The 13199-nt window shown below is 70.9% G+C and carries 12 protein-coding genes and 1 pseudogene; 10 read left to right on the top strand and 3 right to left on the bottom strand.

Annotated features, from left to right (window positions below; genetic code table 11):
• The 4 genes from treS to ACWCQK_RS14030 all read left to right on the top strand — a co-directional run.
• On the top strand, positions 1 to 1413 hold a 1413-nt coding region (treS, locus tag ACWCQK_RS14015), incomplete at its 5' end, for a maltose alpha-D-glucosyltransferase (protein ID WP_451155358.1).
• A gap of 28 nt (positions 1414 to 1441) precedes the next feature.
• Positions 1442 to 2803, top strand: coding sequence for a maltokinase N-terminal cap-like domain-containing protein (locus ACWCQK_RS14020; RefSeq protein WP_451155359.1), 1362 nt, complete (start codon positions 1442 to 1444; stop codon positions 2801 to 2803).
• A 4-nt stretch (positions 2804 to 2807) separates the two neighbouring features.
• The gene (glgB, locus tag ACWCQK_RS14025) at positions 2808 to 5009 is read left to right on the top strand and encodes a 1,4-alpha-glucan branching enzyme (protein WP_451155360.1); all 2202 of its coding nucleotides are present in this window, start codon (positions 2808 to 2810) and stop codon (positions 5007 to 5009) included.
• 213 nt (positions 5010 to 5222) lie between these two features.
• On the top strand, positions 5223 to 7130 hold the full coding sequence (locus tag ACWCQK_RS14030; RefSeq protein ID WP_451155361.1) for an AMP-dependent synthetase/ligase: 1908 nt from the start codon (positions 5223 to 5225) through the stop codon (positions 7128 to 7130).
• A 19-nt stretch (positions 7131 to 7149) separates the two neighbouring features.
• Here the strand turns inward: ACWCQK_RS14030 and ACWCQK_RS14035 are convergent, their stop codons facing one another.
• Positions 7150 to 7326, bottom strand: a complete 177-nt coding sequence (locus ACWCQK_RS14035; protein ID WP_451155362.1) for a hypothetical protein — start codon at positions 7324 to 7326, stop codon at positions 7150 to 7152.
• A gap of 340 nt (positions 7327 to 7666) precedes the next feature.
• Between ACWCQK_RS14035 and ACWCQK_RS14040 the strand changes: the two genes are divergently transcribed.
• On the top strand, positions 7667 to 8101 hold the full coding sequence (locus ACWCQK_RS14040) for an ATP-binding protein (RefSeq protein ID WP_451155363.1): 435 nt from the start codon (positions 7667 to 7669) through the stop codon (positions 8099 to 8101).
• 58 nt (positions 8102 to 8159) lie between these two features.
• Here ACWCQK_RS14040 and ACWCQK_RS14045 read toward each other — a convergent pair whose 3' ends face one another.
• Together ACWCQK_RS14045 and ACWCQK_RS14050 are read right to left on the bottom strand one after the other, a co-directional pair.
• A complete protein-coding gene (locus ACWCQK_RS14045; protein WP_451155364.1) occupies positions 8160 to 8531 on the bottom strand; it encodes a PRC-barrel domain containing protein in 372 nt (123 codons plus the stop codon).
• A 138-nt stretch (positions 8532 to 8669) separates the two neighbouring features.
• Complete coding sequence (locus tag ACWCQK_RS14050) at positions 8670 to 9614, bottom strand: anti-sigma factor RsbA family regulatory protein (protein WP_451155365.1); 945 nt, start codon at positions 9612 to 9614, stop codon at positions 8670 to 8672.
• Between the two features lie 235 nt (positions 9615 to 9849).
• Here ACWCQK_RS14050 and ACWCQK_RS14055 point away from each other — a divergent pair, with 235 nt between their 5' ends.
• From ACWCQK_RS14055 to ACWCQK_RS14075, 5 genes and pseudogenes are all read left to right on the top strand, one after another.
• A complete protein-coding gene (locus ACWCQK_RS14055) occupies positions 9850 to 10713 on the top strand; it encodes a SigB/SigF/SigG family RNA polymerase sigma factor (RefSeq protein ID WP_451155366.1) in 864 nt (287 codons plus the stop codon).
• Between the two features lie 118 nt (positions 10714 to 10831).
• On the top strand, positions 10832 to 11224 hold the full coding sequence (locus ACWCQK_RS14060; protein WP_451155367.1) for an STAS domain-containing protein: 393 nt from the start codon (positions 10832 to 10834) through the stop codon (positions 11222 to 11224).
• Between the two features lie 234 nt (positions 11225 to 11458).
• On the top strand, positions 11459 to 12358 hold the full coding sequence (locus tag ACWCQK_RS14065) for an STAS domain-containing protein (RefSeq protein WP_451155368.1): 900 nt from the start codon (positions 11459 to 11461) through the stop codon (positions 12356 to 12358).
• Positions 12355 to 12768, top strand: coding sequence for an STAS domain-containing protein (locus tag ACWCQK_RS14070; protein ID WP_451155369.1), 414 nt, complete (start codon positions 12355 to 12357; stop codon positions 12766 to 12768). The genes ACWCQK_RS14065 and ACWCQK_RS14070 overlap by 4 nt, the downstream gene beginning before the upstream one ends.
• Positions 12768 to 13187 (top strand): annotated as a pseudogene (locus ACWCQK_RS14075) (anti-sigma regulatory factor); the annotation flags it as partial. The gene ACWCQK_RS14070 and the pseudogene ACWCQK_RS14075, both read left to right, overlap by 1 nt.
• Positions 13188 to 13199 lie beyond the last annotated feature (12 nt).

Here is a 13199-nt window from a genome sequence, read left to right on the forward strand (position 1 = left end):
GTCGACGCCGCCCACCAGCGCGGCATGCGCGTGATCATCGACTTCGTCATGAACCACACCAGCGACCAGCACCCGTGGTTCCAGGAGTCCAGGAAAGATCCCCACGGTCCCTACGGCGACTTCTACATGTGGGCCGACGACGACAAGCAGTACCAGGACGCCCGCATCATCTTCGTCGACACCGAAGTCTCCAACTGGACCTTCGACCCGGTCCGCAACCAGTACTTCTTCCACCGCTTCTTCTCCCACCAGCCCGATCTCAACTACGAGAACCCGGCCGTCCAGGAGGAGGTCCTGGCCGCTCTCCGCTTCTGGCTGGACCTCGGCATCGACGGCTTCCGCCTCGACGCCGTGCCCTACCTGTACGCCAAGGAGGGCACCAACTGCGAGAACCTCCCCGCGACGCACGAGTTCCTCAGGCGCGTACGACGCGACATCGACGCGATGTACCCGGACACGGTCATCCTCGCCGAGGCCAATCAGTGGCCCGAGGACGTCGTCGACTACTTCGGCGACTACGCCGCCGGCGGCGACGAATGCCACATGGCGTTCCACTTCCCGGTCATGCCGCGGATCTTCATGGCCGTCCGCCGCGAATCGCGCCACCCCGTCTCGGAAATCCTGGCGAAGACCCCGGCGATCCCGTCCGGCTGCCAGTGGGGCATCTTCCTGCGCAACCACGACGAGCTCACCCTCGAGATGGTCACCGACGAAGAACGCGACTACATGTACGCGGAGTACGCGAAGGACCCGCGGATGCGCGCCAACATCGGCATCCGCCGCCGCCTCGCCCCCCTGCTGGACAACGACCGCAACCAGATCGAACTCTTCACCGCCCTGCTGCTCTCCCTGCCCGGCTCGCCGATCCTCTACTACGGCGACGAGATCGGCATGGGCGACAACATCTGGCTCGGCGACCGCGACGGCGTCCGCACCCCGATGCAGTGGACCCCCGACCGCAACGCGGGCTTCTCCTCCTCGGACCCCGGGCGGCTGTACCTGCCCACGATCATGGACCCGGTCTACGGCTACCAGGTGACCAACGTCGAGGCGTCCATGTCCTCGCCGTCGTCCCTGCTGCACTGGACCCGCCGCATGATCGAGATCCGTAAGCAGAATCCTGCCTTCGGACTGGGGTCCTATACCGAGTTGCCGTCCTCCAACCCGGCCGTGCTCGCCTTCCTGCGCGAGCACGAGGACGACCTGGTGCTGTGCGTGCACAACTTCTCCCGTTTCGCCCAGCCGACCGAGCTGGACCTGCGGGAATTCCACGGGAGGCACCCGGTGGAGCTGTTCGGCGGGGTGCGCTTCCCGGCCATCGGCGAACTGCCCTACCTGCTCACGCTCACCGGGCACGGCTTCTACTGGTTCCGACTCGTCCGAGTCGCACCCCACACCGGCCGACGACTGTGAGCCTGCGCCGAGGAAAGGACGCGTCACCATGCCGAAGACCGCATATCTCCACGCGACCAGTGCCGGCGGCAGCCAGCCCATGGCCTCGCTCGGCGGGCTGCTGCGGGAGTGGCTGCCGCGGCAGCGCTGGTTCGCCGGCAAGGACCGGCCCCTGACGGATCTGCGTCTGCTGTCGATGACCGAACTGTTCCCCGGCTGTCTGCACCTGCTCGTGCACACCGGGCAGAGCGGGGTCCCCTCGCCCGGCGGCACCGCCCCGGCCGGCGACTGCTACCAGTTGCTCCTTGGCCTGCAGGAACATCTGTCGCCCCGCCTCGGCCGGGCGCTGATCGGGCGCGCGGACTTCGGACCGCTGGCCGGCCTGACGGTCTACGACGCCCTCCAGGACCCCCGGTCGACGCACCTGCTGCTGGAGCGGCTGCGGCACCCCGGCACCCTGGGCCCGCTGCGGTTCGAGTCCGACGCGTCCGTGCCGGTGCCCGCGGGGCTGTCGCCGCGGCTGCTGGGCACCGAGCAGTCCAACTCGTCGATCGTGTACGGCGACGCGTTCATCCTGAAGCTGTTCCGGCGCATCCAGCCCGGGATCAATCCCGATCTGGAGGTGCCGGTCGCGCTGGCCGGGCAGGGCTGCGGCCGGGTGCCCGCCCCGGTGGCCTGGTTCCGTACGTCGGACCCGCAGGACGCCACGCTGGGTGTGTTGCAGCCGTACCTGCCCGGCGCGTCCGACGGCTGGGCCCTCGCCCTGCGCGCGCTCGCCGCGGGCGACGACTTCACGGCGGAGTCGCGGGAACTGGGCGGGGCCATGGCGGAGGTGCATCTCGCACTGGCCTCGGCCCTGCCCGTCGACGCGCACGCCGAGAACGGACGGACGGCGGCCGCGATGACCGAGCGGCTGGAGTCCGCCGCGCACCATGTCCCCTCGCTGCGGCCGTTCGTCACCGGACTGCGGACCGCGTTCGAGGCGCTCGACACCTGCGATCCCGGCCCGGCCGCCCAACGCATCCACGGGGACCTGCACCTCGGGCAGGTCCTGCGCGCCGGGCGTGAGTGGTTCGTCATCGACTTCGAGGGCGAGCCCTCGCGTCCGCTGGCCGAACGCCGCAGCGCGCACTCCCCGGTGCGGGACATCGCGGGCATGCTGCGCTCCTTCGACTACGCCGCCCGACAGCGCCACCCCTGGCGCCCGGAGTGGGCCCTGCGCTGCCGGGAGGCGTTCTGCGCGGGCTACGCCGACCGGGCGGGCTGGGACCCGCGCAAGAAGCACGCCCTGCTGCGCGCCTACGAGACGGACAGGGCCGTCTACGAAGTCCTGTACGAGGCCCGGCACCGCCCGGACTGGATGCCCGTACCAATGGCGGCGATCGAGCGTCTCGCCGTGAGAGGAGCCTGACACCGTGGCACTGCGAGAGAGCTCACCCCTGGAGTCGGCCGGACCCGTCCCGTCGACGACCCTCGCCCTGGATCCCGAGGCACGTCGGCGCCTGCTGTCGGGCGCGCATCACGACCCGCACGCGCTGCTCGGCGCCCACCCGGTCACGGGCGGTGTCGTCTTCCGGGCGCTGCGTCCGTTCGCCCGATCGGTCAGCGTCGTCGTCGACGGCACTCCCAGCGCGCTGGTCTCGGACGGCGACGGCCTCTTCTCCGCCGTCCTGCCGTTCGACTCGGTCCCGGACTACTCGCTGCTGGTGGCGTACGAGGACACGGAGTACGAGGTCCACGACCCGTACCGTTTCCTGCCGTCCCTGGGCGAGTTCGATCTGCACCTCGTCCGCGAGGGCCGGCACGAGCAGCTGTGGACGGCGCTCGGCGCCGAGCCCATGGCCCATCAGGGCGTGACCGGAACCCGCTTCACCGTATGGGCGCCGAACGCCCAAGGGGTGCGGGTGGCCGGGGACTTCACCTTCTGGGACGGCACCCAGTTCCCGATGCGCTCGCTCGGCGCGTCCGGGGTGTGGGAGCTGTTCCTGCCCGGCATCGGCGAGGGCGCGCGGTACAAGTTCGAGATCACGTCCCGGCACGGCGACCGGTTCCTGAAGGCCGACCCGATGGCGCGCCGCACGGAGGTGGCGCCGGACACGGCGTCGATCGTGACGGTCTCGCGCCACGAGTGGGCCGACGCCGACTGGCTGGCGCACCGCGGGGACACACCGGTGCACGAGGCGCCGTTCTCCGTCTACGAGGTCCATCTCCCCTCCTGGCGGCCCGGTCTGACGTATCGTGAACTCGCGGATGAACTGCCCGCGTACGTCAAGGACCTCGGCTTCACCCATGTCGAGCTGATGCCCGTCGCCCACCACCCGTTCAGCGGCTCCTGGGGCTACCAGGTCACCGGCTTCTACGCGCCGCTGTCCCGGCTCGGCTCCCCGGACGACTTCAAGTACCTGGTCGACGCCCTGCACCGGGCCGGGATCGGCGTCATCATGGACTGGGTCCCGGCCCACTTCCCGAAGGACGACTGGGCGCTGGCCCGGTTCGACGGGGAGCCGCTGTACGAACCGGGTGACTGGCGGCGCGCGGAGCATCCGGACTGGGGCACCTACGAGTTCGACTACGCGCGCGTCGAGGTGCGCAACTTCCTGGTCGCCAACGCCGTGTACTGGTGCGAGGAGTTCCACATCGACGGGCTGCGGGTGGACGCGGTCGCCTCGATGCTCTACCTCGACTACTCGCGGGACTCAGGTCAGTGGGAGCCCAACGTCTTCGGTGGCAACGAGGACCTGGCGGCGAAGGCGTTCCTGCAGGAGATGAACGCGACGCTGTACCGGCGGGTGCCCGGGGTCATCACCATCGCGGAGGAGTCCACCGCCTGGGACGGGGTGACCCGGCCCACCGACGGCGGCGGACTCGGTTTCGGGCTGAAGTGGAACATGGGCTGGATGCACGACTCGCTGGAGTACATGAGCCACGAGCCGGTGCACCGCAAGTACCACCACAACGAGATGACCTTCTCGATGATGTACGCGTACAGCGAGAACTACATCCTGCCCATCTCGCACGACGAGGTCGTGCACGGCAAGCAGGCGCTGGTGTCGAAGATGCCGGGCGACTGGTGGCAGCAGCGCGCGAACCACCGCGCCTACCTCGGCTTCATGTGGGCCCACCCCGGCAAGCAACTCCTCTTCATGGGTCAGGAGTTCGCCCAGGGCGGGGAATGGTCCGAGGCGCACGGCCCGGACTGGTGGCTGCTCGACCCGCTCTACGCGGCGCAGGCCGACCACCGCGGTGTGCGCGACCTGGTCCGCGACCTCAACACCGCCTACCACCGCACCCCGGCGCTCTGGCAGCGCGACACCCAGCCGGCCGGCTTCCAGTGGATCGTCGGCGACGCCGCCGACGACAACGTCTTCGCGTTCCTGCGGTTCGCCGCGGACGGCAGCCCGTTGCTGTCGGTGTCCAACTTCTCCCCCGTGGTCCGGCACGACTACGAGCTGTGGGTGCCGGACTCCGTCGACGCCTGGCAGGAGAGCCTCAACACCGACGCGGCACGCTACGGCGGCGGCGATGTCGTACGGACCGAACCGGTCAAGCGGCTGGACGGCCGGCTCACGCTCACGCTGCCGCCGCTCGCCACGATCTGGCTGACGCCGCTGGGGTGACAGGCGTCGGGTGATCGGGGCGCGTCGCGGTGAAGTGCGGGCGGCTCGGGCGGAAATGAGCCGGTTCGGTCACGGCCGGACCGGCGGGGATGATCACGGCTCGATTACTTCTCCGTTCCCGGCACTATTCGGTCTCTCCTGGGCTAGATTCGACCAGCGTCGATAACAGTTCTCATAGGTGGAGTCACTCCCCGTACACCCCAGGAGCAGCGCATGCGCGACTTCGCCCTCGCTCCCCCGCCCACCCCGCCCCTGACCGGGGGGCTCGCCGACAGTGTCTTCGACGCGGCGGCGCGCAACCCGGCCCTGCCGTTGCTCGCCCGCCGCCGGGACGCCTCGGCGAGCACCGCCTGGGAAGAGGTGACCGCGGTCGAGGTGCGGGACACGGTCGTCGATCTGGCCAAGGGCCTGATCGCGTCCGGGATCTCGCCGGGCGCCCGGGTGGCGATCATGGCGCGGACCCGTTACGAGTGGACGGTTCTCAGCCATGCGCTGTGGACGGTCGGCGCCGAGGTGGTGCCGATCCATCCCACCTCGTCGCGCGACCAGGTGGAGTGGATGCTGCGGGACGCGGGGTGTGTGGGCGTCGTCGTCGAGGACGAACAAAGCGTCATGACCGTAGGTTCGGTGTGCGCCGGGCTGCCGATGCTGCGCCACGTCTGGCAGTTGGACGCCGGAGCGCTGGAACAGCTGGTCGAGCGCGGCGAGTTCATCCCGATCACCACCGTGGACTCACTGCGCCGCATCGTCCTTCCGGACTCCACGGCGGTGGTCGCCTACACCTCCGGCACCTCGGGGCGCCCGATGGGCTGCGCGCTGAGCCACCGCAGCCTGGCGAGCCCCTGCGACACGCTGCTGGAGGGCTGGGGCCACACGGCGGCACCGCCCGGGGAGCAGCCGGCGATCCTCGCCTTCCTGCCGTTCTCCCACGTGTACGGGCTGATGATCCAGGGCCTGTGCATGCGCGGCGGGCTGCTGATGGGCCATGAACCGGACATGAGCGAGGCCGCCCTGTCCTCGGCGCTGCTCTCGTTCCGGCCCACGTACTTCTACGCCGTCCCGTCGGTCTTCGAGAAGCTGTACAAGACGTTCCTGCGTACGGCCCAACAGGCGGGCCGCGGACCGTTGTTCGAGCGGGCCGCCGAGACCGCCCGGGACTTCGCGACGGCCACCGAGCGGCAGCGGCTGGGCCGTGGATCGGGTCCCGGGCTGGATCTGCGGCTCCAGCACGCCCTGTACGAGCGGACGGTGTACCGCAAGCTGCGTGCCGCGCTGGGCGGCCGGGTCACCCGCGCGACCTCGGGCGGTTCGCCGCTCAACCGCGAGCTCTCCCTCTTCTACGAGGGCATCGGCATCCTCGTGCACGACGGCTACGGGCTCACCGAGACCGCCGGCGGGCTCACCGTGCAGCCGCTGGGCCGCGAGAAGTCGGGGACCGTCGGGCAGGCCCTGCCCGGCGTCGACATCCGGGTGGCCGAGGACGGGGAGATCCTGGTGCACGGGCCGTCGGTCTTCCAGGGGTACGTGAACGACGAGGGTGCCACGCGCAGAGTGCTGCGGGGCGGCTGGCTGGCCACCGGCGACCTCGGGAGGCTGGACACCGAGGGCTACCTGACGATCACCGGCCGCAAGAAGGACATGATCGTCACCAGCGGTGGCAACAGCGTGGCCCCGGCCCCGCTGGAGCAGCGGCTGCGAATGCATCCGCTGGTCCACCAGGCCGTGATCGTGGGCGAGAACCGCCCCTGCATGGGCGCCCTGATCACCCTGGACCCGGTGTTCGTGGCGCACTGGCGGGCGGCGCTGACGTCGCAGGGCGACGCGCCGAACCGGGAGGCGCGCGAGGAGAACGCGCTGCGGGAGGAGATCGGGCGCGCCGTGGCCGCGGCCAACAGCGCGGTGTCCCGGGCCGAGTCCATCCGGGTGTTCCGGGTGCTCCCGGAGCCGTTCGACCAGTCCAACGGCATGCTGACTCCGTCGATGAAGCTGCGCCGGGACGCGATCGTGCAGCACTACGCCGCCGAGATCAACGCCATGTACCAGGCCCGGTCGCGTCTGCCGCGGCAGAGCGCGCCGGAGGAGGTGCTCGGCTGGGACGACTCGGACAACGTGTTCCGGTAGGGGCCGCGGCCCCGCACGGTCAGCGCCGACGGCCGCGGGCCGCCCAGCCGGTACCCACGCCCGCCAGGTGCAGGGCCAGGGCGGTCAGCCCCAGAAGCATGACGTTGGTCGACGTGAACACGTCATTGGTGGAGATGTCCGCGGCATTGATCAGGAACGCGATGAACAGCAGGACCGCTGCGACGATGGCCAGCACGGCTTCTCCTCTTGTCGGTGTCATTACCTGACGTCCGGATGCCCCCGAACCGCCGAGACAGCCCTACCGATCGCGCTCCCGTGCGAATATTTGCTGTCCTGGCCCTGTCACACCGGCCCGGTCGCCCCGACCGCCTCCGGCGGATCGGCGTGGCCGCGTACGCTCCGTGGCCAGGGGGCCGCTCGCCGTGACCCGACGGGGATTCCGGGAAGGATCACCCGTACGGCCGTCGTCTCGGACGCGTACCCGGCGCACCCTCGGGAACTCGCAGGGGTGACGAAGCAAGAGACGTATGAGAAGGGACGAGAGCCCTGCCGACACCAGGGCCGAGAGAGGCGACATGGCAACCGAGCCGCGCGGGGACGGAACACTGGCTTCCCAGGACATCGCGAGCCGCATTGTCGGCTTCGCCGGCATGCCGGCGGACGTCACGAGCGCGCGCCTGGCGGCGGAGGAATTCCTCCGTGAGCTGTCCGGCGTCGCACCACCCGCGGCCGCGGAGTGCTGGCACGACATCGTGCTGATCGTCACGGAACTGGCCGCCAACGCGGTCCAGTACGCGCCCGGCCCCTTCGAACTGCGCCTGCGCCGGACGTTCGACGGCGTGCACGTCACGATGCACGACACCAGCGCCACACCGCCCGCACCGCGCCCCTTCCACCCGAGCAGCGGTGGCGGCGGGATCGGCTGGCATCTGGTGCACGCCCTGTGCACCCAGGTCAGCGTGGTGACCACCGACCGGGGCAAGGACGTCCACGTCTTCCTCCCCTGGTGACTCGTGACTCGGTCGGTGACTCGGTCGGTGACTGGGCCGCCGGTCCGCTCGGACCGGTTCAGTCCGTCGGGGTCCTGGGCGCGGCGAGCCGTTCGTAGTGCTCGCCGACGGTCGCCAGGTAGCGCGGATCGCGCGTCTCGCTGTCGATCCGGAACCGGGGCGCCGCCTTGACCTCACCCCCGGTGCAGGCGAGCGAGACCTTGCGGGCCTGCGCGTCGATGGCGGCGATCAGCCCCGCCGGCACGACGGCGCTCCTGCCGAACAGCCACACTCCGGTGTCGACGACCAGGTGCCGCATCCCGTGCGGGTCGGCCTGCCGCTCCACGTGTCCGATCGTGCCGTCGCTCGCGACGACGGCGTACCCCGTCAGGTCCTGCCCCTCGACGTGACCGCTGTCCGTCGCGTACGTCCAGATTCTGCCGGTGACCACACTGCCCCTTCCTCTTCCTCCCGGGCGTCCGATGCCCGTGCGGACGGACGTTCGGTGCCCGCCTCTCCCACAGCACCAAATACCCCTTCACCGCACGCGCATTCGGACCCGGACCCTCGCGCGCGGAAACTCGTGGAGTCAGCGCAGGCCGAGGCGGGCGCGTGTGGTGGTCCCGTGCTCGCCGGCGTAGGTACGGACCAGGTCGGACAGCCGGTGCACGAGCAGCAGCCCGCGGCCGCCGATCTGCTCGGGGCGGGCCGGGCGGCGGCCCGCCAGCGGGTCGCCGAGCCGGCCGGAGTCCCGGACCTGGCAGACCAGTTGGTCGCCGTCGACCCAGAGCCCCAGCGTGCCCCCGCCGCCGCCGTGGACCACGCTGTTGGTGGTCAGCTCCGCCACCACGAGGGCCAGATCCTGCAACCGGGCGGGGCTCATGCCCCGGCCGCGCGCCTCGTGGAGCGCCGTGTCCCGGGTTCCCGGCAGGGCCGCGGCGTCGAACCGGACCGTGAGGGTGTCCGACGGCGACGGCAGCGGCTCGTTGCAGCGCTCCAGCACGCCTCGGGGGTCGTAGTCGCGACTGACCGTGGTGCGGCCGCCGGTGACGAGGACGGGGTGCGTGGCGCGGGCGTCGGCGAGCGCCACGGCGGGCAGGCCGTGGGCGTCGTAGGGGCACAGGATCGTCGCGACGCGCCCCTGGAAGGCGTCGTTGATGAGCGCTTCGTGCTGGACACAGGCCGGATACTCCTCGGCCGTACGACCCGGCCAGACCGGTTCCCCGACGATCCGCACCCTGGCGCCGCCGGCGGTGTCGGCGAACTGCCGCAGCACCGCCGGGATGATGCGGCCGGGGTTACGGCCGGCGTCGGTCATGTCGACGAAGCGCACCCGGGCCGCGCGGTCGCCGAGTGCGGTCCTGACGAGCCGGAGCCGCCGCGGGGGCACGGCCACGGCCACCGGTTCCCCCGCCGCGAGCCCCTCCCGCACGAAGGGCACGATCCCGGCCAGGTACTCCTCGTCACCACGGTAGAAGAAGGCCGGATGGACGAACGGTTCCTGGCGTCTTTCCGCGCGCCCCCTGTTCACCATCCGAGCACCCCGCCTTCCGCGTCCGTCCCCCAGCCTACGGCGTCGCTCTGACGTACCGTCGGGAACCCTGAGTCCCGTGAGGCGGTCCGGCACCCCTGGACGATTCACCGCCAACGGCACTTTTCGGCCACATCTTTGAGACGCAGGTCTCTCTTTTCCAGATGGCGGACATGAGATGCGCGACTCGGGGCAGTCGCATGCCGACAGCAACAGGACGACGAACGGAGTGGGCGGCATGAATGCCGTGACGACGGTGGAGCAGACGGTCACGGACGGCCTCCTGGGAGAGCTTCCGCTCATCGACGCTCCCTCGAAGGTCAGCCCCAAGGACGCGCGCGAGCTCTCGCGGCGGTTCTTCGACCGCCTCGCGGTACTGGAGGAGGGCACGCCCGAGCACCAGTACGCGCGCAACACGCTGATCGAGATGAACCTGTCCCTGGTGCGTTACGCGGCCTCGCGCTTCCGCAGCCGCGGGGACTCGATGGAGGACATCGTCCAGGTCGGCACGATCGGTCTGATCAAGGCCATCGACCGGTTCGAGCTCACCCGCGAGGTCGAGTTCACCTCGTTCGCCGTTCCCTACATCGTCGGCGAGATCAAGCGCTTCTTCCGTGACACCAGCTGGGCCGTGCACGTCCCCCGGCGGTTGCAGGAGGCCCGGGTCGAACTGGCCAAGGCCACCGAGGAGCTCCAGACCCGGCTGGGCCGGATGCCCACCACGCGGGAGCTCTCGCAGCTCATGTCGCTGACCGAGGAGGAGGTCATCGAGGCGCGCAAGGCGTCCAACTGCTACACCTCCTCATCCCTCGACGCGGCCCTCAGCTCCGACGGCGGCGCGGAGGGCGAATCCGTACTGGCCGACTTCATCGGCGAGGAGGAACCGGCGCTCGCCCTGGTGGAGGACTTCCACTCGCTGGCGCCGCTCATCGCCGAACTCGACGACCGGGAGCGGCTGATCATCCACATGCGCTTCGTGGAGGAGCGCACGCAGGCCGACATCGGCAAGGAACTCGGCATCTCCCAGATGCACGTGTCCCGTCTGATCACCCGCATGGTCCGGCGGCTGCGCACCGGGCTGCTGGGCCCCGAGATCGCCTGACGCCCCCGTGCCCGGCGTCGCCGCCCGAGGGCGGGGACGCCGGGCACAGTCGTGCGCCGGGCCGTCGCGCCCGGCGCGAAGGACCCCGCGCGTCGCAGAACACCTGTGGAGGAAAACCGTGCCCCTTGCCAAGAACCCGCTGTCCGTCGAGGTCACCGTGCTCACGGAGGAGGTCGCCCTGGTCGCGGTCGAAGGTTATCTGGACCTCGACACCGCCACCGAGTTCCAGCACCACCTGGCCAACCAGCTCCATCACGGCCGCCGGCACTTCCTGCTCGACCTCACGGCGGTGCCGTTCATGGACTCGTCCGGCATGAACATCGTCCTGCGGGTGTACCAGGAGGCCCGCGAGGTGTCGGGGAGCGTGCAGGTCATCTCGCCCGCCCCCGCCGTACGACGGGTCCTGGACCTCACCGGCGTCAGCATCACCGTGCCCGTCTCGGAGAGCCTCGACGAAGCCCTCGCCCGCGTCGGCGTATCGCCGGAGGTCATACCGGACCAGCGGGCCTGAGGGCCTGCGCGCCGGAGAGCCTGAGCGCCAGAGGGCCTGAGGAGACCGGGGTGTCCGGGCACGGGGCGCGCGCACGCCCGACAGTTGCCGTCCGACAACTGTCGTACCCGACGCGCGCCCGGCGTGCCCTGAGGGGCGGGCCAGGGGCTCAGGCCCTGAAGCCCCCGAAGGATCCAGGGCCCCGAAGGATCCAGAGACCGAAGACCAGAGACCCAGAGCCGAGGAGTGAAACAGGTGCCGGAGCACGAAGCGGCAGGCCAGTACGGGTCGCCGACGCGGGACGTCGGGGACTTCCTGCGCCGCCGCCGTGAGCAGGTCGCGCAACGGTGGGCCGACGAGCCCCTGTTCCGCGCGGTCTTCACCGTCTCGCGGGACGAGGCGGTGGAGGCGGGCAGAGTCGTGGTCGACGCGCTCGCCGAAGTGGCGGGAACGGAGCGGGTGGCGGATCCGGACGCGGCCGGATTCACCATGGTGCGGGACCAGTTGGCGCGGATGGGGGCCTCGCGCGCTCGCGCCGGGCTGTCCAACGCGCAGGTGTCGAGAGAGGTCGACGGCCTGCGTCGGCCCGCCGTGAACCTCCTGCTCTCCGACCTTCCCGACGCACCGGCCGAGCATCTGCTCGAGTGCGCCTCCGTCCTGACCGTCCTGCTCGGGACGCTGCGGCTGGTGGTCCTGGAGACCGCCCTGAGCGAGGGCGAGGCCCTCATCGACCGGCAGCGGCTGCAACTGCTCGAGGTGGCCACGCCCGTCATCAAGCTGTGGGACGGCATCGTGGCGGTACCGCTCATCGGGACGCTCGACAGCGCCCGCAGCCAGGTGGTCATGGAGACGCTGCTGGAGGCCGTCGTCGACCAGCAGGCGCGGTACGCGATCCTGGACATCACCGGCGTGCCCACGGTCGACTCCCTGGTGGCCCAGCACCTGATGAAGACGGTCGCCGCGGCCCGGCTGATGGGCGCGGAGTGCGTGGTCTCCGGCATCCGTCCCGCGATCGCGCAGACCATCGTCCACCTCGGTCTTGACCTGGGCACCGTGGTCACCCGGGCGAGCCTCGCCGACGCCCTGGCGCACGCGCTGCATCAGTTGGGCGCCGACATCGTCAACACGGCGCCGGGCGGTGCGGGGTCGCGGTGATCGACGAGTTCTCCCGCCCGCCGACGGGGCACGTACCGGTGCTCCGGCTCGGCGACGTGCTCCTGGTCACCCTTCAGGGGGACCTGCACGACAGCACGGCGGAACAGCTCCAGCAGGACATCACGGAGAAGATCGGGACGAGCGGGGTGAACGGTGTCGTCATCGACATCTCCGGGGTCGAGATCGTCGACTCGTTCCTGGGGCGGGTGCTGGCCGAGATCGCGGCCAAGGCCCGGCTGCTGGCCGCCCGGACCGTCGTGGCGGGCATGCGTCCCGCGGTCGCGATCACCCTGGTCGAACTGGGACTGACCCTGCCCGGACTGCGCACGGCGCTGAACACCGAGGCGGCCCTGAACCTTCTCGCCGCCCCGGCGCCGGGCGCCGCCGGCCCCCGTCCGGGGAGAGGGTGATGGACACGGCCGCGGGCGTCGACGCCCGCCTGCCGATCCGCTCGGACCTGGACCTGGTCTGGGTACGCCAGCACGTGCGCCAGTCCGCCGCCACGCTCGGCTTCGGTCTGGTCGAACAGACCAAGCTGGTCACCGCGGCGAGCGAACTGGCCCGCAACACCCTCGTCTACGGCGGGGGCGGGCAGCTGACGGTGCACCGGGTGACCCGCGGGCGGGTGCCGGGTCTTCGGCTGTCCTTCGGTGACGAGGGCCCGGGGATCGCTGACGTGGAGCAGGCCCTGCGGGACGGTTACACGTCCGGCGACGGTCTGGGGATGGGGCTGGGGGGTGCGCGCCGACTGGTGCACGAGTTCGCGATCGACAGCACGCCGGGGGCCGGCACCACCGTCACGGTGACGTCCTGGGCGACCCGGCCGCCGTATCTCCCGCAT

The organism is Streptomyces sp. NPDC002306, assembly GCF_053593435.1.

Coding starts and splice junctions, on each gene's coding strand:
- ACWCQK_RS14055 (WP_451155366.1), top strand. CDS start 9,850: ATGAATGCCGTGACGACGGTGGAGCAGACGGTCACGGACGGCCTCCTG.
- ACWCQK_RS14040 (WP_451155363.1), top strand. CDS start 7,667: ATGGCAACCGAGCCGCGCGGGGACGGAACACTGGCTTCCCAGGACATC.
- ACWCQK_RS14030 (WP_451155361.1), top strand. CDS start 5,223: ATGCGCGACTTCGCCCTCGCTCCCCCGCCCACCCCGCCCCTGACCGGG.
- ACWCQK_RS14050 (WP_451155365.1), bottom strand. CDS start 9,614: ATGGTGAACAGGGGGCGCGCGGAAAGACGCCAGGAACCGTTCGTCCAT.
- ACWCQK_RS14020 (WP_451155359.1), top strand. CDS start 1,442: ATGCCGAAGACCGCATATCTCCACGCGACCAGTGCCGGCGGCAGCCAG.